This is a genomic window from Arthrobacter sp. AG367 (genome assembly GCF_007828995.1).
In the GTDB taxonomy this organism is placed as follows: domain Bacteria; phylum Actinomycetota; class Actinomycetes; order Actinomycetales; family Micrococcaceae; genus Arthrobacter.
Window position 1 is genome coordinate 1,259,736 of the sequence record NZ_VIVE01000001.1, and the last position, 26,623, is coordinate 1,286,358.

29 protein-coding genes, 1 other RNA gene and 1 riboswitch are annotated in these 26,623 nt (G+C 65.6%); of the genes, 17 read left to right on the forward strand and 13 right to left on the reverse strand.

From position 1 onward, the window contains the following. Positions 1-153: 153 nt before the first annotated feature. The 4 genes from FB478_RS05855 (at position 154) to FB478_RS21520 (ending at position 2,329) form a co-directional block, all read left to right on the forward strand. The gene (locus FB478_RS05855; RefSeq protein WP_056388034.1) at positions 154-753 is read left to right on the forward strand and encodes a GDSL-type esterase/lipase family protein; all 600 of its coding nucleotides are present in this window, start codon (positions 154-156) and stop codon (positions 751-753) included. Positions 754-840: 87 nt separating this feature from the next. Further along, positions 841-1,674, forward strand: a complete 834-nt coding sequence (locus FB478_RS05860; RefSeq protein WP_056388036.1) for a DUF4097 family beta strand repeat-containing protein — start codon at positions 841-843, stop codon at positions 1,672-1,674. Then, on the forward strand, positions 1,674-2,135 hold the full coding sequence (locus FB478_RS05865; RefSeq protein WP_018768445.1) for a PadR family transcriptional regulator: 462 nt from the start codon (positions 1,674-1,676) through the stop codon (positions 2,133-2,135). Before FB478_RS05860 ends, FB478_RS05865 begins: the two co-directional genes overlap by 1 nt. 119 nt (positions 2,136-2,254) lie before the next feature. Next, positions 2,255-2,329: a 50S ribosomal protein bL37 gene (locus tag FB478_RS21520; RefSeq protein ID WP_369299106.1), complete on the forward strand. Its 75-nt coding sequence runs from the start codon at positions 2,255-2,257 to the stop codon at positions 2,327-2,329. Positions 2,330-2,433: 104 nt separating this feature from the next. On the opposite strand, the gene rsrA is transcribed toward FB478_RS21520, so the two are convergent. Both rsrA and FB478_RS05875 read right to left on the reverse strand, forming a co-directional pair. Next, positions 2,434-2,694 (reverse strand): mycothiol system anti-sigma-R factor, encoded by a 261-nt coding sequence (rsrA, locus tag FB478_RS05870; RefSeq protein ID WP_018768446.1) that lies wholly within the window; start codon positions 2,692-2,694, stop codon positions 2,434-2,436. Next, positions 2,691-3,464 carry a sigma-70 family RNA polymerase sigma factor gene (locus FB478_RS05875; RefSeq protein ID WP_235509705.1) on the reverse strand — a complete coding sequence of 258 codons (774 nt, stop codon included), beginning with the start codon at positions 3,462-3,464 and terminating at the stop codon, positions 2,691-2,693. The genes rsrA and FB478_RS05875 overlap by 4 nt, the downstream gene beginning before the upstream one ends. A 275-nt stretch (positions 3,465-3,739) precedes the next feature. On the opposite strand from FB478_RS05875, the gene FB478_RS05880 reads away from it, so the two are divergent. The 10 genes from FB478_RS05880 to FB478_RS05925 all read left to right on the forward strand — a co-directional run bounded on the left by FB478_RS05880 (position 3,740) and on the right by FB478_RS05925 (position 12,224). Beyond that, complete coding sequence (locus FB478_RS05880) at positions 3,740-4,288, forward strand: DoxX family protein (protein WP_018768448.1); 549 nt, start codon at positions 3,740-3,742, stop codon at positions 4,286-4,288. Between the two features lie 6 nt (positions 4,289-4,294). Further along, the gene (aroA, locus tag FB478_RS05885) at positions 4,295-5,683 is read left to right on the forward strand and encodes a 3-phosphoshikimate 1-carboxyvinyltransferase (RefSeq protein ID WP_056388038.1); all 1,389 of its coding nucleotides are present in this window, start codon (positions 4,295-4,297) and stop codon (positions 5,681-5,683) included. Then, the gene (gene rsgA, locus FB478_RS05890) at positions 5,667-6,782 is read left to right on the forward strand and encodes a ribosome small subunit-dependent GTPase A (RefSeq protein WP_018768450.1); all 1,116 of its coding nucleotides are present in this window, start codon (positions 5,667-5,669) and stop codon (positions 6,780-6,782) included. The genes aroA and rsgA overlap by 17 nt, the downstream gene beginning before the upstream one ends. Before the next feature lie 44 nt (positions 6,783-6,826). Further along, a complete protein-coding gene (gene hisN / locus FB478_RS05895) occupies positions 6,827-7,639 on the forward strand; it encodes a histidinol-phosphatase (RefSeq protein WP_018768451.1) in 813 nt (270 codons plus the stop codon). A gap of 152 nt (positions 7,640-7,791) precedes the next feature. Further along, positions 7,792-7,905, forward strand: a riboswitch (SAM riboswitch). Positions 7,906-7,941: 36 nt separating this feature from the next. Next, positions 7,942-9,360 carry an aminotransferase class V-fold PLP-dependent enzyme gene (locus FB478_RS05900; protein ID WP_056388039.1) on the forward strand — a complete coding sequence of 473 codons (1,419 nt, stop codon included), beginning with the start codon at positions 7,942-7,944 and terminating at the stop codon, positions 9,358-9,360. A gap of 102 nt (positions 9,361-9,462) precedes the next feature. Continuing rightward, positions 9,463-10,221, forward strand: a complete 759-nt coding sequence (locus FB478_RS05905) for a class I SAM-dependent methyltransferase (RefSeq protein ID WP_018768453.1) — start codon at positions 9,463-9,465, stop codon at positions 10,219-10,221. A 45-nt stretch (positions 10,222-10,266) separates the two neighbouring features. Continuing rightward, positions 10,267-10,980 carry a metal-dependent transcriptional regulator gene (locus tag FB478_RS05910; RefSeq protein ID WP_018768454.1) on the forward strand — a complete coding sequence of 238 codons (714 nt, stop codon included), beginning with the start codon at positions 10,267-10,269 and terminating at the stop codon, positions 10,978-10,980. Then, the gene (locus tag FB478_RS05915) at positions 10,952-11,389 is read left to right on the forward strand and encodes a CrcB family protein (protein WP_134163824.1); all 438 of its coding nucleotides are present in this window, start codon (positions 10,952-10,954) and stop codon (positions 11,387-11,389) included. Before FB478_RS05910 ends, FB478_RS05915 begins: the two co-directional genes overlap by 29 nt. Continuing rightward, positions 11,386-11,784, forward strand: a complete 399-nt coding sequence (locus FB478_RS05920) for a CrcB family protein (RefSeq protein WP_144599887.1) — start codon at positions 11,386-11,388, stop codon at positions 11,782-11,784. The genes FB478_RS05915 and FB478_RS05920 overlap by 4 nt, the downstream gene beginning before the upstream one ends. A gap of 62 nt (positions 11,785-11,846) precedes the next feature. After that, positions 11,847-12,224, forward strand: coding sequence for a hypothetical protein (locus FB478_RS05925; RefSeq protein ID WP_018768457.1), 378 nt, complete (start codon positions 11,847-11,849; stop codon positions 12,222-12,224). Positions 12,225-12,272: 48 nt separating this feature from the next. Here the strand turns inward: FB478_RS05925 and FB478_RS05930 are convergent, their stop codons facing one another. Beyond that, positions 12,273-13,256 (reverse strand): S1C family serine protease, encoded by a 984-nt coding sequence (locus FB478_RS05930; protein ID WP_056388045.1) that lies wholly within the window; start codon positions 13,254-13,256, stop codon positions 12,273-12,275. A 162-nt stretch (positions 13,257-13,418) separates the two neighbouring features. Between FB478_RS05930 and FB478_RS05935 the strand changes: the two genes are divergently transcribed. Then, positions 13,419-13,883 (forward strand): pyridoxamine 5'-phosphate oxidase family protein, encoded by a 465-nt coding sequence (locus FB478_RS05935; protein WP_018768459.1) that lies wholly within the window; start codon positions 13,419-13,421, stop codon positions 13,881-13,883. Positions 13,884-13,895: 12 nt separating this feature from the next. Here the strand turns inward: FB478_RS05935 and FB478_RS05940 are convergent, their stop codons facing one another. After that, on the reverse strand, positions 13,896-14,951 hold the full coding sequence (locus tag FB478_RS05940; RefSeq protein WP_134163822.1) for a zinc-dependent alcohol dehydrogenase family protein: 1,056 nt from the start codon (positions 14,949-14,951) through the stop codon (positions 13,896-13,898). Positions 14,952-14,961: 10 nt separating this feature from the next. Next, on the reverse strand, positions 14,962-15,840 hold the full coding sequence (locus FB478_RS05945; RefSeq protein WP_144599889.1) for a hypothetical protein: 879 nt from the start codon (positions 15,838-15,840) through the stop codon (positions 14,962-14,964). Between the two features lie 168 nt (positions 15,841-16,008). Here FB478_RS05945 and FB478_RS05950 point away from each other — a divergent pair, with 168 nt between their 5' ends. Together FB478_RS05950 and FB478_RS05955 are read left to right on the forward strand one after the other, a co-directional pair. Continuing rightward, positions 16,009-16,479, forward strand: coding sequence for a pyridoxamine 5'-phosphate oxidase family protein (locus FB478_RS05950; RefSeq protein WP_018768462.1), 471 nt, complete (start codon positions 16,009-16,011; stop codon positions 16,477-16,479). Positions 16,480-16,500: 21 nt separating this feature from the next. Beyond that, entirely contained in the window at positions 16,501-17,511 is a 1,011-nt protein-coding gene (locus FB478_RS05955; protein WP_144599891.1) for a zinc-dependent alcohol dehydrogenase family protein, read from the forward strand. Positions 17,512-17,515: 4 nt separating this feature from the next. On the opposite strand, the gene FB478_RS05960 is transcribed toward FB478_RS05955, so the two are convergent. From FB478_RS05960 to ftsE, 8 genes are all read right to left on the reverse strand, one after another. Then, a complete protein-coding gene (locus tag FB478_RS05960) occupies positions 17,516-18,541 on the reverse strand; it encodes an ATP-dependent 6-phosphofructokinase (RefSeq protein WP_018768464.1) in 1,026 nt (341 codons plus the stop codon). Continuing rightward, positions 18,538-21,723 (reverse strand): HAD-IA family hydrolase, encoded by a 3,186-nt coding sequence (locus tag FB478_RS05965; RefSeq protein ID WP_144599905.1) that lies wholly within the window; start codon positions 21,721-21,723, stop codon positions 18,538-18,540. The genes FB478_RS05960 and FB478_RS05965 overlap by 4 nt, the downstream gene beginning before the upstream one ends. An 87-nt stretch (positions 21,724-21,810) precedes the next feature. Further along, complete coding sequence (locus FB478_RS05970) at positions 21,811-22,272, reverse strand: pyridoxamine 5'-phosphate oxidase family protein (RefSeq protein WP_144599907.1); 462 nt, start codon at positions 22,270-22,272, stop codon at positions 21,811-21,813. A 116-nt stretch (positions 22,273-22,388) separates the two neighbouring features. Next, positions 22,389-22,757, reverse strand: a transfer-messenger RNA (tmRNA) gene (gene ssrA / locus FB478_RS05975). A 73-nt stretch (positions 22,758-22,830) separates the two neighbouring features. After that, the gene (gene smpB, locus FB478_RS05980) at positions 22,831-23,304 is read right to left on the reverse strand and encodes an SsrA-binding protein SmpB (RefSeq protein ID WP_009356865.1); all 474 of its coding nucleotides are present in this window, start codon (positions 23,302-23,304) and stop codon (positions 22,831-22,833) included. Positions 23,305-23,387: 83 nt separating this feature from the next. Beyond that, the gene (locus tag FB478_RS05985) at positions 23,388-24,818 is read right to left on the reverse strand and encodes a M23 family metallopeptidase (protein ID WP_018768468.1); all 1,431 of its coding nucleotides are present in this window, start codon (positions 24,816-24,818) and stop codon (positions 23,388-23,390) included. A gap of 29 nt (positions 24,819-24,847) precedes the next feature. Further along, positions 24,848-25,762, reverse strand: coding sequence for a permease-like cell division protein FtsX (gene ftsX, locus FB478_RS05990; protein WP_018768469.1), 915 nt, complete (start codon positions 25,760-25,762; stop codon positions 24,848-24,850). Beyond that, positions 25,759-26,547, reverse strand: a complete 789-nt coding sequence (gene ftsE / locus FB478_RS05995; protein WP_018768470.1) for a cell division ATP-binding protein FtsE — start codon at positions 26,545-26,547, stop codon at positions 25,759-25,761. The genes ftsX and ftsE overlap by 4 nt, the downstream gene beginning before the upstream one ends. Positions 26,548-26,623: the final 76 nt, after the last annotated feature.

Here is a 26,623-nt window from a genome sequence, read left to right on the forward strand (position 1 = left end):
AGTAAGGCTGCCCGGCCGGAGTCGAAATACCAGACTCCGGCCGGGCAGTTCTGTTTAATGGATGGACAGCGCCGCCCCGTACCCCCGCAGCCGCGGCGGCGACGATGCAGCGGCCGTACCGAAGTAAACCCGTACCGAAGTAAAGAGGAACGCGTGGAAGACAGGAAGCTGCGGATCGCAGCTGTAGGAGACGAACTGCTGGCCGGACTGGGGGATCCCCGGGCACTTGGCTGGCTGGGCCGCGTCCTGGCCCGCACTCCCCAGGACGGAATGCTCCTGGAAAGCTACGCCCTCCCCTGTCCGCAGGAAGGCACCGAGGGGCTTGCGGCACGTTGGCTGGAGGAAGCCGGCCGCCGTTTCAGCCCCGAGGCGGAGAACCGGCTGGTCATCGGCCTGTCCGGGCGGGACATTGAATTCGGTCTTTCCACCGCACGGAGCAGGCTGAACCTGGCCAATATCCTGGACTCGGCGTCACAGAACCGGATCGAGGTATTCGTCGTGGGGCCGCCTCCCACGCTGGACCCGGCCCAGAACCGGCGGCTTGACGAACTGAACACCGCCTTCGCCGATGTCACCACCCGCCGCAAGCACCTCTACGTCGACACGTTCTCGCCCCTGCTGAACCACGAACAGTGGCGCCAGGACCTTGCCGCAAACGGTGGAACGCCCGGCCAGGCAGGCTATGGCCTCATGGCATGGCTGGTGCTGCACCGCGGCTGGTTCCAGTGGCTGGGACTGGAAGCCCCCCAGTAGTAGCCCGCTCGAGATATATCTTGACCCTGCCCGCCTGCGGCGATACGTTGTAGGGGCTACGCGATATATCGTCTTTTGGAGGGGACCATGGCCGAGCAAAACTGGAGTGTGACAGACCCGCAAACCATGGACGTCGACGGCGTGACGGCCCTGAAGCTGGGCATGGTCCGTGGCAGGTTCAGGATCACGGCGCACGCGGGGTCCCAGGTGCGGCTGGAGTTCGCCGACGTGCACGGCGATCCGGTAGCCGTGTCACTGAACAGCGGCAGGCTCGAAGTGCGGCACCAGCTGCACGGAGCCCAGGGCTGGTTCAAGAACCTCATGGAGACGGTCAACCACAGCAGCGACAACTCCGCGCTCATCACCATCGCTGTTCCCCAGGGTGTGGAGGTGGAGGCCGGGACCGTCAGCGGGGACGGGCTGGTTTCGGGCGTCTCTGCCCGTGTCCGGCTGAACACCGTGTCAGGTTCCGTAGTGGCGGACAGTACCTCCGGCGAGCTTCAGGTCAATACCATCAGCGGCAGCGTGGAGGTCAGGAACCACCGCGGGGTACTCATGGCCAAGAGCGTCTCAGGCAGGGTTACCGCCTCCGGATACTTCACCAACGTGCGCACCAACACCGTCAGCGGGCACCTCGACGTTGAACTGCTCGATTTCACCCGGGACTTCGGCTCCAACTCGGTGTCCGGGGATCTGGCTATCAGGCTGCCGCACGACGTCGGCGTCGACATCGTGGCCAAGTCCGCCGGCGGAGCGGTGATCCTTGACGGCCGGCAGTGCCTCCTGGCCAACGGCAAAGTGGAGACCATTGCCGGGCCCGACGGCCAGCTGATGCTCGTCCGGACCAATTCGGTATCCGGCAGGACGTCCATATCCCACGCTCCTGCACCACTTGACGGCGACGGGGAAGCGCAAGGCTGATGCCGCCCGTCTTCGCACACGGTGCGTTGCGCCTCTACCTGCTGGCACTGCTGGAAAGCGGGCCCAAGCACGGGTACGAGCTCATCAAGGCGCTCAAGGAAAGGTTCGCGGGGACTTATTCGCCAAGCGCCGGAACCATCTACCCCCGGCTGGGCAAGCTCGAGGAGGATGGCCTGGTGGCCACCGAGCCGGCCGGGCGGCGCACCAACTACCGCATTACAGCCGCCGGCCTTGCCGAACTGAACCGGCGCCGCGACGATCTGGCGGGGGTCGAGAATGACATCGCCGTCTCCGTCCAACGGCTTGACGTGGAACTGATGGTGCAGAAGTTCCATGATGAGCTCTGCGCGGACCTGCGGCGGCAGGCCATGCGCCGCCCCATCAGCCCTGTGACGCTGGAAACCGTCAGGACAGCCCTCGACGACGCCCGCGCGGCCATCCGCAGCACCCTGCAGTCCTAAGGCGGCGCCTGCTGCCGCACTTCCACAGGTCATCCGCCCCTACCCGGTTCGCGGGCCGCCACATCATGTGGGAGACTTGAGGGCAGCTCTTTTGAGTACCAACAGTAAGGAGGCCAGCTATGAGCAAGCGTGCACGCAAGCGTCGTGACCGTAAGCGTGGCGGCGCGAACCACGGGAAGCGCCCCAACACCTAGGCAAATGCCAGGAACTACGGTTCAAGCGAAGGACCCCGCAAGCCAAACGGCTTCCGGGGTCCTTTGCTGTCTGCGGCCCTGACCGGCGCAACGCGTGCCTGTTCCTAGGCCTCCACGGGACGGATGGTGTGGATCCTGTCCAGGATGGCGTTCTTCAGGTTGTCCGGCGCGGACTCCGTGCAGGAGCGCTTGACCATATTGCGGATGACGCACTCCAGGTCATACTGTTCCGTGCACTCAGGGCAGTCATCAAGGTGGTTCTTGATTTCCGTGAGGTCCTCGCGGGTCAGCGCCCCGTCAAGGTATTCGTAGATGCGTTGCATCCTGGTGTCGTCGCAATCGCCCAATCCCTGGCAGTCGCTCATTTCCTGTTCTCCTGTGCTTTGCTTCCTGCCGCATCCGAGGCATCTGCGGCCGTCTTAAATCCCCGCTCGGCGGCGTATTCCGCGAGCATGTCCCGCAACATTCGCCGGCCGCGGTGGAGCCGGGACATCACAGTGCCGATGGGCGTGTTCATGATGTCCGAGATTTCCTTGTAGGCAAAGCCCTCAACGTCGGCGAAGTAGACCGCCAGCCGGAATTCTTCGGGGATGTCCTGCAGCGCCCGCTTCACGTCCGAATCCGGAAGATGATCCAGGGCTTCAGCCTCGGCTGAGCGCAGTCCGCTCGAGGTGTGCGACTCCGCCCGTGCCAGCTGCCAGTCCTCAATGCTGTCCGAGTTGGACTGCAGGGGCTCACGCTGCCTCTTGCGGTAGAGGTTGATGTACGTGTTGGTCAGGATCCGGTACAACCAGGCTTTCAGGTTTGTTCCCGGCTTGTACTGGTGGAAGGCCGAAAAAGCCTTGGTGTAGGCCTCCTGGACCAGATCCTCCGCGTCGGACGGGTTCCGGGCCATGCGCATGGCAGCGGAATACAGCTGGTCGACGTACTGCATGGCATCCCGCTCAAAGCGAAGGCGGCGCTCCTCCACGCTCTCCGTGGCGACGTCCAGCGTGGCATCCTCGGCATCCGCTTCTGCGGCCAATGATTCAGGGCCTGCCTGTCCGGCAGGCACAGGCGCGGTGCCGGCCCTGCCGTTTGCTTCGCCGGGGGTAGCCTCATACATGGCCGCAACGGCCGGATCCAGGGTGTTCATTGCCTTCAAGTCTACTGTCAGGCTCCCTGCCCGGGGCGTGCCGTATTCCGGCGGTTCCGAGGCCAGCTTGTCCACTGCCACCGGGCCCGCCTGCCTGGTTCCGTCCAACACCTTCCCCAAGGGCCAACTCCGCTCTGTTTCGGGTGAATGATTGTCAGGCCCCTGTTGCGGACCTGTTTGCCATAACCGCCTCCCACGGGCAAATATTCCCCAAAAGTGCAAGACTAGGACCGACTCCGCCGCTCGGCGCGGCTCGTCCATCCAGGAGGAAATCCATGTCCTTTGTCCGCACGCTCGCACGGCCCATGCTCGCCTCCAGTTTCGTTCTCGCCGGACTGGATAAGCTCAGGAACGCAGACGACACCGCACAGCAGCTCTCACCGCTGCTGCGCAAGGCTGCAGCCTCGCTTCCCTTCCAGGCGAACGAAACCACCCTCGCACGTGTGATTGGCGGAACCCAGGTAGGGGCCGGCGTCCTGTTCGGCCTTGGCAAGTTTTCCCGGCTCTCCGCGGGCCTGTTGACGGTGATTTCGCTCCTGAACACCTTCGTTGAATGGCGCAGCGCGGATATCAGCAGCAAGGAAGGCCGCGAAAGCCGCCGGAACCAGCTGCTCAAGAACCTCTCGCTGAGCGGCGGCGCCCTGCTCGCTTCCGTGGACACCGCCGGCAAGCCCGGCCTGGCCTGGCGCGCCGAGCACCTGGCGGCCGATGCCCGTCGTAACGCCTCGCACCTGGCCGCCGACGCGCGCAGGACCACCACCAAGAAGCTGAACAAGGCGGACAAGGCCGTGCGCCGCGCCGTCGAACACGCTACGGGAGCATAAACACGAATGACCGCAGCAGTTGCCACCCGGGACGGGTCCGGAACGCCTGTCCAGCACTGGGCCGCACCCCTTGCGTCCCGGCCCGTTAACGCCACCGTGACGGTGCCCGGATCGAAGTCCCTGACCAACAGGTACCTGGTCCTGGCAGCCCTCGCGGACGGCCCCTCCCGGCTGCGGGCCCCCCTGCATTCCAGGGACTCCGCACTCATGGTCGACGCACTGCGGCAGCTCGGTGCCGTCATCACCGAAGTGCCCGGGGACGGTGCCTTTGGGCCCGACCTGGAGGTGGTTCCGCTGCCGGCGGCAGCGGCCGCGTCCCACACCAGGATCGACTGCGGACTTGCCGGCACCGTCATGCGGTTCGTTCCGCCGCTGGCGGCGCTCCGCAACGGAGCCAGCGTGTTCGACGGCGATCCCCACGCCCGCAAGCGCCCCATGGGAACCATCATCGAAGCCCTCAAGGCCCTGGGCGTGGCCGTTTCCGCCGAAGACGGCAGCGCGCCGTCGTCGCTCCCTTTTGTGGTGGAAGGCAACGGCGCAGTCCGCGGCGGCCATCTGGTGATCGATGCCAGCGCCTCCTCGCAGTTCGTCTCCGCCCTCCTCCTGGTGGGCGCAAGGTTCGACGACGGCCTGCACCTGGAACACGTGGGCAAGCCGGTACCCAGCCTGGACCACATCAACATGACAGTGGCCGTCCTGCGCGGTGCCGGCGTTTCAGTGGACGACTCCGTCCCCAACCACTGGGTGGTGGCGCCGGGACCCATCCGCGCCTTCGACCAGCGGATTGAACAGGACCTTTCCAACGCCGGGCCCTTCCTGGCCGCGGCCCTGGCCACGCGGGGCACCGTACGGATTCCCAACTGGCCTGCTGAAACGCAGCAGGTGGGGGACCTGTGGCGCGGAATCCTGGCCAGCATGGGCGCCTCGGTCACCCTGGCTGACGGTGTCCTGACCGTCACCGGCGGCCCGGAGATCAAGGGCGGCAACTTCGCGGACACCAGTGAACTGGCTCCCACGGTCGCGGCCCTGTGTGCCCTTGCCACGGGGCCTTCCCGCCTCAGCGGCATCGCCCACCTGAGGGGACACGAGACGGACAGGCTCGCGGCCCTGGTATCGGAGATCAACCGGCTGGGCGGCGACGCCGAGGAAACCAGCGACGGCCTGGTGATCCGGCCCGCCCGGCTGCACGCCGGCGTCGTCCACAGCTACGCCGACCACCGCATGGCCACGGCCGGCGCAATCCTGGGACTCGCCGTCGAAGGCGTACAGGTGGAGGACATCGGCACCACGGCCAAGACCATGCCGGATTTCCCGCAGCTGTGGGCCGGCATGCTGGCCCAGGGAGAAGGGTCCGCCGCCGGACCGGAAGGGCGCGGCAGTGGCGCGGAGCACTGATTCCTGGGACGAATCGGACGTTCGGATCCGTCCCAGCAAGAAGGGCTCCCGGCCGCGCACCAAAGACCGCCCCAGCCACGACGACGCCGTGACCGGACGGATCATCACGGTGGACCGCGGGCGGTACACCGCGGTAGTGGACGAGGACTCGGAGAATGAGCGCGTTGTCATTGCCGCGCGCGCCCGGGAACTTCGGCGCTCGCCCGTTGTGGCAGGCGACTTCGTCTCGCTCGTGGGGGACGTCTCCGGCGCGCCGGACACGCTTGCCCGGCTGGTGAAGATCCAGGACCGCCACACCCTCCTGCGCCGCAGCGCCGACGACACCGACCCCGTTGAGCGCGCGGTGGTGGCCAACGCCGACCAACTGGTGATCGTGGTGGCTGCCGCCAACCCGGAACCCCGCACGGGGTTCATCGACCGCGCGCTCGTGGCCGCATACGACGCCGGAATCGAACCCATCCTGCTGGTCACCAAGGCCGACGTCAAAGACCCCGCGGACCTGCTTTCCAACTACACGCACCTGGACTTCCCGGTGATCATCAGCAAGACGGCGGATGCGCAGGCGTCGGGAATCGATGCCCGGTCCGATGACGGGCTCTCGGCGCGGCTGGACAGCGCCGCAGTGGCGGCGCTGCGGGACCATCTCGATGGCAAGGTCACCGTTATGCTGGGGCACTCCGGCGTCGGCAAGTCCACCATGGTGAACGCCCTGACCGGCGCCGAGCGGGCCACCGGCGGCGTGAATGCCGTGACCGGGCGCGGCCGCCACACGTCGTCGTCGGCCCTTGCCTTGCGGTTGGCGGACGCGCCTCCCGGCAGCTGGATCATCGATACCCCCGGCATCCGTTCCTTTGGCCTGGCGCACGTGGACCCTGACCGCATCCTGCGCTCCTTCCCGGACCTCTCCCCCGGCATCGAGAACTGCGAACGGGGCTGCAAGCACACCGCAACCGCAGTGAACTGCGGCCTCGACGACTGGGTGGCAGGCGGACACGCAGGTCCCACCGGCGCGGCCCGGCTGGCCTCGCTGCGGCGCCTGCTTGGCACGGACCCGAGGATGGAAGCACAGGAAACCAAGGAGCTCGGCAGCGTCAACTGACGCGTTCTCCCGGCAGAACCGTCCACAGACGGTAGTTTGGAACCATGATCCAACCCGCTTCGAGCTACAACGATGACCTGCGCCTGGCCCATGTCCTGGCCGACTCCGTGGATGACCAGACCATGAGCCGCTTCAAGGCCCTGGACCTCCACGTTGAGACCAAGCCGGACCTGACGCCGGTCACCGACGCGGACAAGGCCGCCGAGGAAGCCATCCGGGGCCAGCTCTCCCGTTCACGCCCCCGCGACGCCGTCCTGGGCGAGGAATTCGGCAGCACCGGCCACGGTTCCCGGCGCTGGATCATCGACCCCATTGACGGAACCAAAAACTTTGTCCGCGGCGTTCCCGTATGGGCCACGCTGATCGCCCTCGTGGATGAGGGCGAACCGGTGGTAGGCGTCGTCAGCGCCCCGGCCCTGGGCAAGCGCTGGTGGGCGGCGAAAGGCATGGGCGCGTACATGGGCAGGTCCCTTGCCGCCGCCACCCGCCTCCGCGTGTCCAACGTGTCGAAGCTTTCCGACGCCTCCCTCTCCTACTCCAGCCTGGGCGGGTGGAAGGAACGCGGAAACCTTGACGAGTTCCTCGGCCTTACCGAGGACGTTTGGCGGACCCGGGCCTACGGGGATTTCTGGTCGTATTGCATGGTGGCCGAGGGCTCCGTGGACATCGCCTGCGAACCCGAGCTGAACCTCTATGACATGGCTGCCCTGGTGCCGATCGTGGTGGAGGCCGGCGGCCGGTTCACATCCCTGGAAGGCGAGGACGGCCCGTTCGGCGGGAACGCCCTGGCCACGAACTCAATCCTGCACTCGGAGGTCCTGCACCGATTGAACCCGTACCTGGACGATCTGCTGTAACTCACGCGCTTTCCACGTTTGAACGAATAATGCGACGCCGGACACCTCCCAAGGCAGGTGCCCGGCGTCGTTTATTCGGCGGCGCGTAACAAAGCCCTTAACAATTGCCGCGGCTTCAGTCCTGGCCGCCCCATGTCCTACGCTTTTATGCAGGTCACGAGTGCCAGCGCAAAACCCCGGTTTGCTGGCCGGCAACCCTCCATTCGCGGTGGGGTGCCCCGGGTGACGACCAGGCCGGTCCGGAGCGGATGCGGCAAGCGCGGATTCCACTATGCCGGAGTCCTGTACCAAGTGAGGTCTCTGTGACAACTGCCACCGTCTCCCCCCAGCCCGTCATTGCCCAAGCTGCCGTCCCCCATGCACGCCACGCCGCAGCCGGCCGGCCGCTCGCTGCCGTCACCGGCGCCGAAATCCAGGCGCCCCTGATTTCGGGCGGCCACGTGCGGTACGCCAACCTCGATTACGGCGCCTCCGCCCCGGCACTGTCCGTAGTGTCCGCTTACCTGAATGAGATCCTCCCCTACTACGCCAGCGTCCACCGCGGGGCAGGATACGCATCCCAGATCAGCACCTCCGTGTACGAGAACGCGCGCAGCATCGTCAGGGATTTCGTGGGCGGCCGCCCGGATGATTCGGTCATCTTCACCCGCAACACGACGGATTCGCTGAACCTGCTGGCCGGCTGCCTTCCCGTGACCGATGGCCGCCACCACGGCGAAGTGCTGTACCTGGACATCGAACACCACGCCAATCTCCTGCCGTGGCAGGGCGTCCCGCACCGCAGCATCGTCGCCGCCGACACCATCACCGGCACCCTTGAGGCCGTACGTGCCGAGCTTGGACAGGGCGGTGTCAGCCTGGTCGCGGTCACCGGGGCCTCCAACGTGACCGGCGAAATCCTCCCCATCCGGGCGCTGGCCGCGCTGGCCCACGAACATGGCGCACGGATCGTGGTGGATGCGGCCCAGCTCGCGCCGCACCGCCGCATAGACATCAGCGCGGATGACGTCGACTACCTCGCCTTCTCCGGCCACAAGCTGTATGCGCCCTTCGGCGCCGGCGTCCTGGTGGGACGCCCGGACTGGCTGGACGCCGGCGTCCCGCACCTCGCCGGCGGCGGCGCCGTCAAGGAAGCCAGGCTCGACGGCGTCAGCTGGGCCACCGGCCCGGCCCGCCATGAGGGGGGCTCGCCGAACGTCCTGGGGGCCGCCACGCTGGCCCGCGCCAGCCAGGTCATTGCCGGCCTGGACCAGGAACGCTGGCACGCCCACGAGTCCGCCATCCGCTCCTTCCTGGTGGAGGGACTCCAGCGGATCGACGGCGTCACGGTTCACCAGATCTTCAAGGACACCAACCCCGAAACGGACACCATCGGGGTGGTCAACTTCTCCGTCGAGGGTTACGACGCAGGACTGGTGGCGGCGTACCTTTCGGCAGAGCATGGCGTGGGCCTGCGTGACGGGCGCTTCTGCGCCCATCCCCTGCTGAAGCGCCTGGGCCTGCCGTCCGGTTCCCTCCGCGCCAGCTTCGGCGTCGGTTCGCGCCTGGAAGATGCCGAGCGCCTGCTGGCCGGCATCCAGGCGCTCCGGAGCAACGGGCTGGGCTGGGACTACGTGGTGGACGCAGGCCGCTGGGTCCCTGCCAACGACACCCGCACCTACCCGCACTGGGCGCCCAACACCCCTGGAACAGCCGGCGCAGCGCCCTGCATCGACGACTGACGCCGGAGACCGGCCACTCCTGTTTCAGCCGGCTGACCGTGCGTCAGGGGAATGCGGTAAATTCGAAAGGTACCGCAGGACGTCAGCTGAAGGAGGCCACGCGTGGTTCGGGGTGGCCCCAAGCTTGATCACGGGCGGCGCAGGGAACTGGGCCGGAGCTTCCAGGACGGCGGCAGGCACTACCAGCGCGTCCGGCCCGGCTACCCTGAGGAGTCAGCCCGGTGGCTGGTGCCCGCCGACGCCCATGAAGCCCTCGACGTGGGTGCCGGTACCGGAAAGTTCACCGCGCTGCTGCTGGACATGGGGCTGGACGTCACGGCCGTGGACCCCTCGGCGGACATGCTCGCCCAGCTCACGGAACACTACCCGGCTGCCACGGCGATGCCGGGGACTGCCGAGGCGACAGGCCTGCCCGACGCCAGCTTCGACGTCGTCACCGTAGCCCAGGCGTGGCACTGGTGCGACGCCCTGGCGGCAAGCACCGAACTGGCCCGCGTGCTGCGCCCGCACGGAACCCTCGGCCTGGTGTGGAACCAGCTGGACACCTCAGTGCCCTGGGTGCACCGGCTCTCCCGGATCATGCACGCAGGCGACGTCTACCGGCCGGGGCACAAGCCCGTCATCGGCCCGGAGTTCCAGGGGCTCGAAGGGCATGTCACCCACTGGCAGGACACAGTGGACACCACGGACCTGATGGAACTCACTAAATCCCGCAGCTACTACCTCCGGGCCGGCGAGTCAACGCGGGCCAAGGTCCTGGCCAACCTGGACTGGTACCTGCACGAACACCTTGCCTACACCCCTGACCAGGAAATCGACCTTCCCTACCTCACCCTGGCTTGGCGGGCCGTCAAGGCATGACGGCGCATCCCGTATGGCGCCTGCAGAGCCGGTAGGCTTGGATTCGTGAAGACCAGCGCGCCCTCCTCCTCGATCGAGGATTACGTCAAGGTCATTTATTCCTTTACCGAATGGCAGGACAAGCCCATCACGTCCTCCCAGCTCGCACAGCGGCTGGGGGTGGCAAATTCCTCGGTTTCGGAAATGGTCCGCAAACTCAAGGACCAGGGCCTGGTGGACCACAAGCCCTACAGCGCCGTCACGCTGACCGAGGCCGGCCTGCGACTGGCGCTGTCCATGGTCCGGCGCCACCGGCTGATCGAGACATACCTTGTCCAGCGGCTCGGATACAGCTGGGACGAAGTCCACGATGAGGCTGAACAACTCGAACACGCCGTGTCGGACACGTTCATCGAACGGGTCGCCGCCAAGCTCGGGGACCCGAAGCGTGACCCGCACGGCGATCCAATCCCCACGGCGGACGGGCAGGTGCTGATGCCGCGCGCGCACCTCCTCGCCGAGCTGGACCAGGGACATACCGGCAGGATCACCCGGATCAGCGACGACAACCCGGAACTGCTGCGCTACCTGGCCGCCCAGGCCATCGACCTTGATGCGGACGTCGAGGTGGTGGGACGGCGGCCTTTCGGCGGAGCCCTGGTGGTGCGGATCGGTGGTCCCGGCGGCGCCCGTGAGTACGATTTCGCTGAGGAAATCGCCTCGGCGCTCTGGGTCTCCAGCGACGCGCCGCATGCCGGCTGCGCCCTGGACGGGCTCTGACGTGGCGTTGCCCACCGCCCGTGCCTGGCTGGCTGTCGCCGCCGGCGGACTGATCGGCAGTGAGCTGCGCTACGGGCTGGGCCTGGCGTTTCCGGACGCGCCCGGTTCGGTCCCGTGGGCCACGCTGGGCATCAACATCAGCGGCAGTTTCGTCCTCGCGGCTTTGACCACCGTCTGGATGGCACGCCCGCACACGGCCTTCTGGCTGCGCGCCGGCATCGGGCCGGGCCTGCTGGGTTCCTTCACCACCTTTTCCGCGGTCATTTTCGCCTCCGACCAGTTGGCACGCGCGGGTGAGCACCCCGTATGGCTCCTTTACCTGGGCTTGTCGCTGTTGCTCGGTCTTTCGGCGGCCGGCCTGGGCTGGCGCACCGGAAGGCTCATCGCCCGGAACCGGGGCCCGGCATGATCACGGCAGCCCTGGTGGGAGTGTTTGGCGTGGCCGGAGCGCTGCTGCGGTTCGGGATCGACAGCTGGTTCGCACACCACAGCAGCATCCGCAGCGTCCGCACCGATGGCCGTGCGGCGCTGCACTGGCCCTGGGCCACCCTGATGGTCAACGTCGTCGGCTGCTTCATCATCGGTCTGGCACACGGCCTGACCGCCGGGCTGGGACTGGGCGCGGAATGGCAGGTGGGTTTGGCCACCGGACTGGCCGGCGGACTTACCACCTTCAGTTCGTGGACCACCGCCACCATCCGCCTGCTCAGCGAAGCACGGTTCGGCGCCGCGGCCCTGAACGTGGCAGTCAACCTGGGCCTTGGCTTTGCTGCCGCGGCCGCTGGCAGTGCACTGGCTTCCTAGCGACGCTGTTCCCGTTGGGGGCCCGGCCGGCGATTTGGCGGCCTCCCGTATGGTGGAAGGTGATGATCAGCAGACGCGACGCCGCAATAACCCTTGATGTTCCCCTTGAGATGGCGCAGCGCCACGGCCTGCCGAAGTGGATGACGGAGGCCGAACTCCGCGCCATCCTCGACAATCCTCCGCCATGGCTGGTGCAGTCACGCGCCAACCGGACGGGCAAGCGGCCGGTGTGGGTGCACCTGGAATGCGCCGTCTGTGGCTATGAGGAGGCGGCCCGGCCCAAGAAGTGGTGGCCGGACTTCACCTACGTGGTATGCAGCCATCATGCGCCTTCCGATGTTCCCGCCGTCCGCCCCGGGTGCGTCCGCAGCGAGTACGACGGCGTGGGGACCCGTTTCGTGGGCATCGCGGACGTGGAAGCGCCTCCGGTCCGTCCCTAGGCCCGCCCAGGTGACGTGCCCCGGGGACCTTCGGGCCGGCGTCGGGCATTATCCTGCGCCGTTGCCTGTCATTTCTTCCGGGACGGCGGTGAGGTGCAACTCGGTGCCGTCGCGGAGTACCTTCACGTCCAGCGGCTCGCCGATGGCATCGGAAAACAGGAGCCGCTGCAGGCTTTCCGCGTTGCTGACGGGACGGCCTCCGGCGGTGACGATAATGTCACCCGCGGCAAGGCCTGCTTTGTCCGCCGGCGAGCCGGGCAGCACCTCCACGACGCGGAGCCCTTCGCGCAGCCCGCTGCGGATCACAGCGCTGGGGTTGAGCTGGATGGGCGTGCTGACAAGGCCCAGGTAGGCACGGCGTACCCTCCCGTCTGACAGGAGCGCGGAGATGATCCTGCGGGTGGTGGCATTGATTGGTATGGCGAGCCCCAGCCCGGCGCCCGCCACTGCGGTGTTGATGCCGACGATCCTGGAGTGCGTGTCCGCCAGCGCTCCACCGGAGTTGCCTGGGTTCAGCGCTGCGTCCGTCTGGATAACGTCCTCGATCACCCTCCTGTTGCCGCCCGCCCAGACTGGAATGGCCCGGCCCAAACCGCTGACCACGCCCGCGGTGACTGACCCCGCCAGGCCCAGTGGGTTTCCGACGGCAATCACAAGCTGGCCCACGCGCAGGGTCTCGGCCGCGCCGAACTGAGCAGGTGGCACCTTGGGCCGCGAACCGTGGACGACTGCTAGATCGGACAGGGGGTCGGCTCCCACCAGTTCCAGTTCCATCCGGCTCCCGTCTCCAAACACCGCAAAACCGTGCCGGGTGCCTGCCACGACGTGTGAGTTGGTGAGCAGGTATCCGTCCTCCGTGAAGAGAACGGCCGAGCCGGCGCCCACCCTCACCCTGCCGTTGCCCCTATTCGCGGTCATCTCGATGGCTGCCACGTGGGGCGTAACCGCTGCCGCGACACGCATGACCGTTTGCGAGTACGAGTCCAGGACGTCCTCGTCTCCGGTGGATATGGGTTCCCGCGCCTGTTCCATGACGCACCTCCGGTCTGGTGCCGCTTCCGGCAATCCATGCCCTTTACGGGTCCTTACGGGAGACAACAATGGCCGGGCACGGTCCACTCCCGGTGGAACTACGCCGTGGGTGAACGCGGGCATTGCGGTGCGGTGCGGCTGTCAAGGCTTTAGGATCGGAGCATGACTGACTCCCCTGCAGGGTCTCAAACGGAAATACTGAACGCTGAGGAGTGCTGGCGGTACCTTCGGTCCTCCTATATCGGGCGGCTGGCGGTCATCAACGGTGACGTTCCCGAGATTTTTCCCGTGAATTTTTCGGTCGCCGGTGACACCCTGCTGTTCCGCACGGCGCCGGGGACCAAGCTCCGTGCCCTGCTCAGCGGCTCGGTTGCCGCCTTGGAGGTGGACGGCCTCAACCCATACGCCACTCAGGTCTGGAGCGTTGTCGCCAAGGGCAGGCCGCAGCCATTCGATGAAGCCAGCATGAAGCTTCCGGAGGAAGACGCCGACAGGGAACCTTGGGAACCGGGGATCAAGGACCACCTGGTGGCCATTACCCCCACCGATATCACCGGCCGCCGTTTCGCTGTCACGCCGCGGACCCGCTGGTGGCCGCCGGTCGATTTTTCCGCCGACTGGCTGTAGCGGCCTGCGGTCTCACGCCGTGATGATCACTTTGAGGGCCTTGGTTTCGGCTGCCCGGGAAAACGTGTCGTAGGCGTCAAGGAACTGGTCGAAACTGAAATGGTGCGTGGCGAACTTCTCCGCCCTGATCTTTCCCTGGGCCACAAGCTTGAGCAGCATGGGCGTCGTGTTGGTATTCACCAGCCCCATGCTGATGTTGATGTTTTGGATCCACAGGTTTTCCAGGTGCAGCTCCACCGGTTTTCCGTGCACCCCAACGTTCGCCACCGATCCACCCGGCCGCACTATGTCGGTGCACATGCCAAATGTTGCCGGCACGCCAACAGCTTCGATGGCCACATCGACGCCCTGTCCGCCGGTCAGGGCCAGGACCTGTTCCTTCCAGTCACTGCTGCCGGAAAGGACAGTGTCCGTGGCGCCGAACTCCCTTGCCTTCGCCAGGCGGTTGGCGTCCAGGTCGATGGCCACCACAGTCGCTGCGCCGTACAGTCCTGCCGTGGTGATCGCCGCCAGGCCCACCGGCCCGGCACCAACAACGGCCACGGTGTCGCCGGGCTTCACCCGGCCGTACTGGACACCTATTTCGAATCCGGTGGGGAGGATATCGGAGAGCATGACGGCCTGTTCGTCGCTGACGCCCGAGGGCAGCAGGTGCAGCGAGTTTTCGGCGTACGGCACGCGGACATACTCCGCCTGGGTCCCGTCGATCAGGTGTCCGAAGATCCACCCGGTGCCTTCCTGGCCTTCGCCTCCCAGGCAGTGCGAATAGAGTCCGGTCTTGCAGTTGGCACAGTGGCCGCAGGATTTGATGCACGAGATGATGACACGGTCATTCACCTTCAGGCCGGTCACGGAAGGCCCGGTTTCCACGATGGTTCCCACCGCCTCATGTCCCAGGATCCGGCCCTTTTCGACGGCGGGTACGTCACCTTTGAGGATATGCAGGTCGGTGCCGCAGATCGTGGTGGTATCGACCTTGACGATGACGTCGCCGGGTTGCTGGATCCGGGGGTCGGGGACATCAGTCCATGACTTGTCACCCGGTCCGCCGTAGACGAGGGCTTTCATGTGTCTCTCCTTACTGTGTGGGACGGATTCTCCGACGTTCGCCGCCGGCTTGCGCGGACAGCTGATGGTTGGGCTGCGGGCCGGCGGGACTGGCTGCCGGCGGATCCACTGCCTGGAGTTTGGCTATGTGCAGGCTTCCGAGCACCAGGAAAAGCCCCGAGAGCCCAAGGGCGGGCAGCAAGGCGGCCAGGCTTGGTTCTGCACCGAACAGGGGTTTAACCAGTTCACCCACCGCCAGGGAGAAAATGAGGGTGAAACCCAGGACATACAGGGCCGGGAGAAGCAGCAGTCCCGTACGGTGGCCCCGGTACGTGAGGAAGGACAGGATCAGGAACCCGGGCATGATGAAGCAAAGGTCCAGGATGAAGATCGAGTAGAGGGAGTCAATCTGCTCGCCGCTCCGCATCAGGGGCAGGAGCATCCCGATCCACAGAGGGTAGAAGATCAGCGGCTGAAGGATGGCACCGGCCGCTGACACCAGCCTCAGTGCACGGGGAAGGGAGGCGGATGGCGCGTCGCGGTCCATGGTGGCCCCGGCGGTGACCATGGCCCAGAATGACACTGCGAAGACTGCCATGTAGAGCAGGTACAGGCCGTTGTACGTCCGCTCAATGACGTAGATCCCGTATGCGTAGAAGAGGTAGCCAAGGAGCCCCAGTGCCACGATCTGGTATTTGGCCCTGTGCGGGCCAACCGCGTAGGCCAGGTACAGCAACGCGAGCCCGGCCGCGACGGAGAGCAGGTCCTGGGAGTAGGCGCCGGGGATCATGTCAGCGGCAACCACCCTGTTGTAGATTCCGGGCCGCCAAAGCCCCGTTGCCGCAGCGGCGAGCGCCAGCAGTCCGGCAACAGCCCACAGCAGGCGGTTGAGGAACAGATGGGTCAGCATGGGCCACCTTTCACCGGAAGATGAGCGTTTCCCGGGCGTCCCCACAGCGTCCCATTGGGCCGGCCGGACCCCAAGTGCCATTGGTCCTTCCTTGGGCATTGGTCCTTCCTTGGAGGCCGGGCCTTTATGCCCTTACGGGAGGCGGGAGAGTTGCCTACGCTGTGGCCTATGACTGAGAAAACGAACGTGCCTGTGCCGGAAATCCTTGACGCGGACGAGTGCTGGACGCTCCTCGCCCAGACCGGGGTGGGGCGCCTGGCCGTCATCGCCGATGGCCATCCGGATGTCTTTCCCGTCAATTACAAGGTGGACGGCAGGACGCTGGTTTTCCGCACCGGCGGCGGTACCAAGCACCAGGCCCTCCAGTCGGAAGCCACCGTGGCCCTCGAAGCAGATGCGGTCAGCTCCCAATTCGGGCTCGCATGGAGCGTCGTGGTCAAAGGCACGGCTGTTGAAGCGACGCCCACGGGCCCTGACCTGGATGACGTCAAGCGGGCGCTGTTTCCATGGCAGGGCGTGGGGCAGGAGCACTTCATCCGCATCACGCCGGAGTCAATAACGGGGAGGCGCTTCACGGTGGACGCACCACTGCTGTGGCAAACCTCGCTGGACGACGCAACCCGCGCCGGTTTCGAGTAGGAATTACGGGCAGGAGACACCGTGCGCGCATGGTGGGTGAACGGGCCGGGCCCCATATCCACCCACCCGCTGGTTCAGGGACTCCGTGCCACTCCCACGCCTGCGGCCAACGAACTCCTGGTGGAAGTGACTGTCTGCGGTGTTTGCCGCACCGACCTCCACCTCGCTGAAGGAGACCTGGCACCGCACCGTGCGCAGACTGTGCCCGGGCATGAAGCAATCGGCGTGGTTGTTGAGGCAGGAGTTGCCTGCTCCCGGTTCAGGACTGGCGACAGGGTGGGTGTGGCGTGGCTTGGCGGGGTTTGCGGCAGGTGCGACTACTGCCGCCGGGGTGATGAAAATCTGTGCCAGTCGCCCGTCTTCACCGGCTGGGACAGGGATGGCGGCTATGCCGAGTACTTGACGGTTGCGGAGGACTTTGCCTACCCGGTACCTCCAGCCTTCCCGGATGAGCAGGCGGCACCACTGCTGTGTTCGGGCATCATCGGGTACCGCGCGCTGAAGCGCGCCGCCCTTCCCGTGGGTGGCCGCCTTGGCATTTACGGCTTTGGCAGCTCTGCCCACATCACCGCCCAGTTGGCGCTTAAACAGGGCGCCTCCGTGTATGTCATGACCCGGTCTGACGGCGCGCGGTCGCTCGCCCTGGAGTTGGGAGCTGATTATGCGGGGGACGCTTATGACCAGCCGCCGGTACCGCTCGATTCCGCCATTCTTTTCGCACCGGTTGGAGACCTTGTCCCGGCTGCGCTGCGCGCCCTGGACCGGGGCGGAACGCTTGCCATCGCCGGAATCCACCTAAGCGACATCCCGGCCCTCAATTACACCAGGGAGCTCTTTTTTGAACGGCAGGTGCGGAGCGTGACAGCCAATACCCGGGCTGACGGGCGTGAGTTCCTGGCTCTCGCAGCCAGGCTTTCGCTTACCCTCACCACCACGGCCTACCCGTTCCAGGCTGCGGACAAGGCACTTGAGGACCTGGCTGCCGACAGGATTACCGGTTCGGCAGTCCTGCGGGTCCGGCCGGAACAGTAGCCTCTCATCCAAACAGGACGGCGGCCTCCTGGTACCGCGCTTCAGGGACCACCTTCAGTTCCCCCAGCGCTTCTTCAAGGTCGACGTTGACAATGTCCGTGCCGCGCAGCGAAACCATGGTGCCCCACCTGCCGGCGGCTGCCGATTCGACGGCGGCCAGGCCCAGCCTGGTGGCAAGGACACGGTCGAAGGCCGTGGGTTCGCCGCCACGCTGGATGTGACCCAGGACGGTGGCGCGCGTTTCGATGCCGGTCCGCAGCTGCAGTTCTCCTTCAAGCAGCAGCCCGATGCCTCCCAGCCGCGGGCGCCCGAAAGTATCCAGGCCACGGGGCGCGTACGGTGCTTCGTGGCCTTCAGGAGCGAAGGCCTCGGCCACCACCACGAGCGGAGCCCTGCCCCGGTCACGGGCTGACAGCACCCACGAGCAAATTTGGTCCAGGGACACCGGATGTTCAGGTATCAGGATGGCGTGCGCGCCCGATGCCATCCCGGAATGCAGTGCTATCCAGCCCGCACTGCGGCCCATGACCTCGGCCACCATGCACCGGTGGTGCGACTCGCCGGTGGTCCGGAGCCGGTCGATGGCTTCGGTGGCGGTCTGCACCGCAGAATCAAAGCCGAAGGTGTAGTCGGTGGCGCCGAGGTCATTGTCAATGGTCTTGGGCACTCCCACCACGTTGATGCCCTGGGAGCAGAGTTCCCGGGCGGCTGCCAACGTTCCCTCTCCCCCAATGGCAATCAGGCCGTCCAGTTCGTTGTGCCGGACGCAGGCACGGACACCCTCGATTCCATTGCCCACCAGCGGGTTGGTCCGGGACGTGCCCAGGATGGTTCCACCCAGGCGGGCGATCCCACGGACACTCGTACGGGGCAAAGGGTAAATGTCCTGCTCCAACACACCCCGCCAACCGTCCCGGAACCCGATGAATCCATAGCCATGCGAAACGTGTCCGCCCAGCACGGCTCCCCGGATGACCGCGTTCACGCCCGGGCAGTCACCGCCACTGGTGAGGATCCCCAGCCGCTTCACCGGACCACCACCCCCGAAGCCCGGACAGGCAACGGAAAATGGAGGGTTTGCCCGGGAGGAAGGACCTCGTCATTGCCATGCACCTGCACCTTGATGGGGCCGGCGTCACCGGGAGCAGAGGCGATGCTCATGTCCCCGTCCTTGAGATGTATGCGGAGGCGGTGTCCCCGGTAGAGGACCTCAAAGGCAACGGCGCGCAGCCCGGTGGGGAGGTTGGGTGCAAACAGGATCGTGTCACCGCTGAACCGGAGCCCCGCAAAGCTGCGCTGGACCACGTCGATGGTTCCGGCCATCGCGCCCAAATGGATGCCCGCGCGCGTGGTGCCGTGCTGGGTATCGTCAAGATCGGCGTCGAGCGCTTCCCGGAAACTGTCCCACGCCCGGTCCGCGTCCAGGCCCGCAAGGACGGACGCGTGGGCAACCCTGCTCAGGGTGGAGCCGTGCGCCGTCCTGGCCAGGTAATACTCGATCGTCCTGTTAAGGTGTTCCGCCGTGAATGCATACTGAAGCCGCCGAAGGATACTGACCAGTCCGTCGTGCCCCAACAGGTACGGGAGCATCAGGACGTCGGCCTGCTTTGCCAGCTTGTAGCAGTTGGTACTGTCATCTTCGGCCTCGAGGATCAGGTCCAGCCGCTCAATGTCGCCGTACCTGTCCCGGTAGTGGTCCCAGTCAAGTTCCTTCAACGACCCGTAGCCCTCGAACTGGCTAATGACGCCGTCCTCGTGAAAGGGGACGTACATCGCCGATCCCACGTGCGCCCACCCGGCGGTTTCCTCCTCTGTGACACCCAGGCGTTCCATGAGTACGGCACGTTCGCTGCCGTGCAGGAAGGCCATGATTCCCCTTGCCGTGGAGCAGGCCCATGCCGCCATGACATTGGTGTAGGCATTGTCGTCCAGGCCGGGTCCGTCGCTGCCGGGATAGCCGGTGTGGTATTCGTCCGGTCCCACGACGCCGCGCAGGTGGTAACGGCCCTCCTGCTGGTCGTAGTCCGCCAGTGAGCGGAAGAAACGGGCAACCTCGATCACCAGTTCCGCCCCCTTTTGCAGGAGCCAGATCTTGTTACCAGTGGTCTGGAAGTACTGCCAGGCATTGAACGCGACAGCAAGTCCGGAGTGCACCTGCAGGTGCGAGTGGTCCTTGACCCACCTGCCGGACCTGTCGTTGTACAACCATTTGGGCGTTTCCTCGGTTCCGGCGCTGGCGCTTTGCCACGGAAATTTCGCCCCTGCCAGACCTTCCAGGGCCGCGGCATGCCGGGCGGCGGGAAGCCGCCGCCACCTGTAATCGATGACGGCACGCGCAACCTCAGGCGTCCTCGAGGCGAGTACCGGCAGGACGAACAGCTCATCCCAAAAGACGTGGCCCCGGTAGCCCTCGCCGTGGAGTCCACGCGCCGTCACGCCGGCATCCAGTTCGGTCGTATGGTGTGTCAGTGTCTGCAGCAGATGGAATATGTGCAGGTTCAGGACAAGGCGCACCTGGACCGGGGCATCGATCTCCACCATGAACGGCCGCAGCTCGCGCCGCCACGCTTCCTCGTGCGCCGTCAGCAGCGAATCGAAGTCCCCGGGGATACGCGCCAGGACCGCACGGGCGCCGGCTTCCGGAGAGGATATGGCACGGTCACGGGACGTCACCACTGCCACCGTCTTGGTGATCCGCACCGGGGCGCCGGCACTGAGGGACAGCAGAAGAGTCTGGAAATGGAAGGCCCCTTTCCTGCCCTCCTCAACTCCCTCCGCTACCGGGAATACCTGTGTTCGATAGGCCGCGGCGATGCGGATGAGGCTCTGGGTAGTTTCCACTTCGACGACGGAGGCAGCAAGCGCGGACGGCTCAGGGATGGAACGGTGGGAGGCTGTCCTGTCAGCGATGTGGACGTCCGAACCCTGGGCATGTTCGGGGAGGTTGGCGTTGCGGACCCCGGCGTTGACACCGCTGCGGACCTCCACCTGACCGCTCCAGCCCAGCGCGGTGATAACCGTCTCAAGGACCAGCAGATGGGGCTCGGCCAGAGACGCGAAACGGGTTTGCACTACTTCCAGCCTGCGGTGGTCGGCTGTCTCCAGCAGCAGCCGCCGCTCCAGTACCGCCCGTCTAAGGTCCAGGACCCTGTGCTCGCGGACCGAGGTCATTCCGCCCTCCGACCACCACTGCTGGCCCGGCAGGCGCAGGTCGAGCGGCAGGCAGTTGGGGGCGTTGACCATGTGTTCTTCCAGCAGCGTCTCGCCGCCGGCTTCCGCGCGGACACGGTTGTAGACGCCGGCGAGGTACATGCCCGCGTAGCTGAAGCTGCCGCCTTCGGGCGCCGCCCCGCGGACGCCCATGTAACCATTGCCCAGCGTGGTCAGGGCTTCCCGGTGTCCCTCGTGTGCGGCGTCGAAACCTTCATAGACGAGGTGCCAGGCGTTGCCGATGACCTGGCCCAGATCCAGCTCCCCCACGTCGTTGAGGACGGTATGGGCGCCGGCTGCCTCAAGCTGCCGGCGGTTGCCGGTCCGGTCGATTCCGACAACGAGGCCGAAGTCACCCCGGCGGCCGGCCTCAACCCCCGCCGCGGAGTCCTCGATCACCACCGCATGTGGCGGGGAGACCCCAAGCCGCGATGCGGCCGCAAGAAAGCCGTCCGGCGCCGGTTTTCCGCGCAGGCCGAGCCGGGCCGCCGTCGTTCCGTCCAGCACCACCCTGAAGAGATCCTGGATGCCCGCCGCTTCCAGGACCAACCCGGCGTTCCGGCTTGAGGTGACCACAGCAGTGGGCACTGCCGCGCCCGCTAGCCTCTGCAGCAAATCCAGGGTGCCTGGGTAACTCTGGACGCCGTCGGTCCGGAGGTGTTTCAGGAACAGTTCGTTCTTCCAGGCACCCAGGCCGAACCCGGTCCATGCGCCGGCTTCGTCCGTCTCGTTTCCCTTCTCAACCTGCACTCCCCTGGCAGCCAGGAACCGTACCACCCCCTCCTCCCGCGGCATCCCGTCGATGAACGTGAGGTAGTCATTCCTGCTGAGCGGGGCACGGTTGGCGCCGGCAGGGACTCTTGGGTCACGCAGGATCCGGTCGAACGCATCTTTCCAGGCAGCCTGGTGGACCAGCGCTGTATTGGTGACCACCCCGTCCAGGTCGAAGATGACGGCGTCAAACGGTGGCTTGGCAGCAGCGGCGGTGGGCGACCCGATCATAGGTCAGTGGTACCAGCAAAGCGGTCATTCCGGACAGGGCCCTAGGGCCCGGCGCGGCCGCCGGGTCACGACGCGGCCACTGGAACCCTATGTCTTTGCGCCGGCTGTGTGCCCCACGTGGCTCCACCAGGTCAACGGGGACGTGATGGAAAAACGCCTGCCCGTTACGGAGTTGGGAACGATCCGGACAAAGTGCTCCTTTTCACCGGCCTGCCAGGGAAACAGGGTAAGGCCTGCTCCCTTCATCAGTTCCTCCGATGGCTCGAGGATGACGGCCTTGCCTTTGACCAGGACGCTCCATGCTTTGGCGGCATCATGGCCGTCGGCTTCCAGGGCGACGGCGAGCGGCCCGCCTGCTGCGCGCAGTTTCGTTCCCTCCCCCGTCCGGAAGACCAGCGATTCGTGGTCCACTTTGTAGTTGACCGGGAACACCTCCGGGTATCCGTTCACCAGCACTGCCAAATGGCCGACGGATACTCCACGCAGGAGGTCCCAGCACGTTCCGGCGTCCAGGACTTCGGTAGGCGTTTGCGGTGGATCGTTGTGCATGCAGTCGAAGGTAACGGCTTGCGGGGCCAGCCCGGTAGAGCATTTAGGCCCGGGTCCCCTTGCCTTGACAGGCAAAGAAAAACACCCCGGTCCGAAGACCGGGGTGTTTTACCCGTGGGTGGAGATGGGGGGAATTGAACCCCCGTCCGATGTCGTGTTGTCAGGGCTTCTCCGGGCGCAGTTTGCGTCGGATTTTCTCGGCCCCAGCCATGCTGCAAACAGCTGGCTGATCCGGGCCCAGTCATCTAAAAGTCCCGTTTACTCCGATGACGGGAGCAAACAGCAGTGGCTATCTAAATGACGCCAGGATCCGGGGCGATAGCAACCCCGGGCTGACGGACTGTCTTACTGCTTAGGCAGCAAGAGCGAAGTCAGTGCGCTTAGATTCGGCACTTATTGGTTTGCAGAAAGCGTTTACGAGATAATTCTGCATCCTCGGCCCGCTTCACCTGTCGCGACTAACACCGTCGAAACCGATCATCCCCGTATTTTGTTACCAAACCGGCTGGCAAGCCTGCCGGACTATCCATACTAACGCATGACCCGTGGAAATAATTCCTACCGGCGCCGGTTGCGCTCGCGCATCTCACGCTGGGCTTCACGGTTGTCCTGCTGTTCCCGCAGCGTCTGCCGCTTGTCGTATTCGCGCTTGCCGCGGGCAACACCGATTTCCACCTTGGCCTTGCCGTCCACGAAGTACAGCTGGAGGGGAACAATGGTGTAGCCGGACTCCCGGACCTTGTGGGAGATCTTGATGAGTTCTTCCCGGTGCAGCAGCAGCTTGCGGCGCCGGCGTGCCGCGTGGTTGGTCCAACTGCCCTGGTTGTATTCGGGAATGTGGATGGCTTCCATCCACAGTTCGTCGTTATAGAACGTGCAGAATCCGTCCACCATGGAGGCGTGGCCCTCACGCAGGGACTTCACTTCGGTGCCCATCAGCGCGATGCCGGCCTCGTAAGTGTCCAGCACGTGGTAATCGTGCCGGGCCTTGCGGTTGGTGGCCACTACCTTACGGCCACTTTCTTTAGGCACGGGGAAACTCCTCGGGTTCAGGTCGGGTGCCTCCGGGCCTGCGGCGCGGAGCTATACCAGTCTACGGCAGCAGCGCTTCGCCCCTACAGCAATCCCATGGGGTCGACGGCGGCACCATTGAGCCAGGTTTCGAAGTGGGCGTGGCAACCCGTGGAGTTGCCGGTGCTGCCGGAGTAGGCAATGAGCTGGCCCTGGGAGACCCTCTGCCCATTCGAAACCACGATGCTGGAGTTGTGGTAGTAGATGGTGGTGAGCGTATTGCCCTGCACCACGCCGTGATCGATCTTGACGCGCCAACCGCCACCATCGGCGGAATTCCAGCCTGAGCTGAAGACCTCACCGGCAGCTGCCGCATACACGGGCGTGCCGCAGGCTGCGCCAAAGTCGATTCCGGTGTGCATGTATCCACCGGTGCCATAGAAGTCGATGGTTCCCGGCGGGGTGGTGCGGTAGCCAAAACCGGAGGTGATGGGGATGCTGCCGTCGAAGGGGTGGCGGAGGCCAAACGCCGACGGCGATCCCGCGGCGGGCGGGACGTACGGCTGCGCGGGCGGGGCCGGGCGGTTTGCGGCGGCCGCGGCCGCGGCCGCCGCAGCGGCAGCAGCAGCCGCCTGCCTGCGCTGCTCGGCTTCCCAAGCTTCACGGGCCCTGCGGTCGCGTTCGGCGATCTCGTTGGCCACCTGGTTCTGGTTGGCCTGGACGCCGGCCAACTGGGCCTGGATGCCGGGCTTTGCCGCCTGGAGTTCGGCATCGAGGCGGGTGGTGTCCGCAATGAGCTGGTCGACTTGGGCCTTCTTGGCCGCAGCCTCGTCGCGGGCGGCCTTCTCCCGCTCCAGGGCGGCGTCGGCCTTGGCCTTGAGGTCCTTGATCTCAGCTTCGACAGCTTGCAGGCGCGCTTCGGAGTTGACGTTGGTGGCGTTCTGCTGGCTGAGCTTGTCCATGGCTGCGTTCTGGCTGCGCATGGCCTGGTCCGCAAGGTCCATGGTCTCGGTCAGGCTGCTGCCGCTGTTGGAGCCGAAGAAGAGCGACAGGTTCGAAGGAACGCCGCCGGATTTGTAGGCCTGGGTGGCGATCTGCCCAATCAGTTTCTTGGTGTCCGCGATCTTTTGCTTGTCCGTCTCCAGCTGCTGGGTGATCTTGGCCTTGTTCTGCTGGGCCATGTCCACGCGGGCCGACAGCGCCTCTACCTCCTTGACAGCCCCGGCTACCCGCCCCTGTGCCTCAAGGAGTGCCTGCTGCGCACCGGGCAACTGTCCCTGGTAGATCACCAGGTCGCTGGCGGCCTTGGCGATCCGGGAATCGACGAATTCGAGGGATGCCTGGACGCGTGCGGCTTCGGCCTCGAGCGCGGCTTGGCGGTCTTCGAGGTCGTCGGCGAAAGCGACGGGTGTGGCAAGGGCCATCCCGGCCGAAAGGATGACGGTGAGCACGCCGCTGACGATCCCCAAACGGCGGGCAGCGGCCCGCCCTCGGCTGTGCCGGGGGCGGGGCAAGGTTTGGTGAATGAGGTTCATGGGCATTCCTAGGTCGCGGTGTGCACAGCCTAAACGCGCAAATATCTACGTAAGGTCAAGAGAGACGAAATTCCTGCCAAGGATCCGCCAAGGATTATCAGCGCCGGGGCGATGATCAGGGTCTGCCCGGATGAGATAAAGGCCGTATCCGGGTATTGCCGCGACATATAGTCGCCCAGGAAGTATTGCGCTACGGCCCACAGGGTGCCCGAGGCCAGGGCAGCGCCGATGACGGCTGCTATGACGCCTTCCAGGATGAACGGCAGCTGGATCACGGTTTTTGAGGCACCGACCAGGCGCATGATTCCGGTTTCGCGGCGCCGGCTGAACGCGGAGAGCCTGATGGTGGTGGCGATCAGCAGGATGGCGCAGACGATCATGACCCCTGCGATGCCGACCGCCACAAGGGACGCACCGTTCATCACCGAGAAGAGGCGTTCGAGGAGCTGGCGCTGGTCGATCACCGTTTCCACGCCTGGCTGGGAGGAAAACGTCTCGCTGATGATCTGGTACTTTTCCGGGTCCTTCATGTTGATCCGGAACGATGCGGGCAGCTGGTCCGGCGTCACGGAATCGACGATCGGAGAGTTCGAAAACTGGTCCTTGAAGTGCTTGTAGGCCTCATCCTTGGACTCGAACTGAAAGTCGTTGATGTACTGCGCCACGGCCGGGGACTCAAGGAGCGCGTTCAAGCCCTGTTGCTGCTCAGGGGTGACTGGCCCGGAAGCGCAACCCGGCGCCGTCGAACCTTCACTGCAAAGGAAGATCGCCACCTGGACCTTGTCGTACCAGTAGCCCTTCATTTGGTTGATCTGCATTTGCAGCATTCCGGCCGCACCCACGAAGGTGAGGGACACGAACGTCACCAGGATGACCGAGACCACCATGGAAAGGTTCCGGCGCAGCCCGCTGCCGATTTCCGAAAGGATGAATGCGAGCCTCACCGCTGGGCCTCGCCTTCAGCGCCATTGCCCGGCAGGCCGCCGTCGGGCGTTTCCCTGCCACTGGCGTCCTTAAGGCGCCTGGACTGGCCGACGACGGGAATCATCGAGGTGTACAGGGCCTTGGCTTCGTCGCGGATCACCACGCCGTTCCTGAGTTCGACCACCCGTTTGCGCATTTCGTTGACGATGTCGTCATCGTGGGTGGCCATCACCACGGTGGTTCCGTTCTGGTTGATCTTGTCCAGGACGCCCATGATTCCCATGGACGTGGTGGGGTCCAGGTTTCCGGTGGGTTCGTCCGCGAGGAGGATCCCGGGCCGGTTGACCACGGCACGCGCGATGGCCACGCGCTGCTGCTCGCCGCCGGACAGCTCGTGCGGCATGCGGTGTTCCTTGCCTTCGAGGCCGACGGTCTTCAGGACCTCCGGGACGGTGTCGCGGATGACGCTGCGGCTCTTGCCGATGACCTGCATGGCGAACGCCACGTTGGCGAAGACATTCTTTTGGGGCAGGAGGCGGAAGTCCTGGAACACGACGCCGATGCCCCGGCGGAGGCGCGGAACACGCCAACTGGAAATCTTCGCGACGTTTTGGCCCGCCACGTAAACAGCGCCGGAGGTGGCGCGGTCTTCCTTCAGCACCAGGCGGAGGAAGGTGGATTTTCCGGAGCCGGACGCACCGACAAGGAAGGCGAATTCGCCGCGGTCAATCTCAAGGGTGACAGAGTCCAGCGCCGGACGGGCTTTCTGGTCGTAAACCTTGGTGACATTTTCGAATCGGATCATGGCCCTAAGTACCCTGCAGGGCATGGCTGATTCTTGTGATGCAGCCCAGTTCTGCAGCCGGTGCACGGGTTTTCGT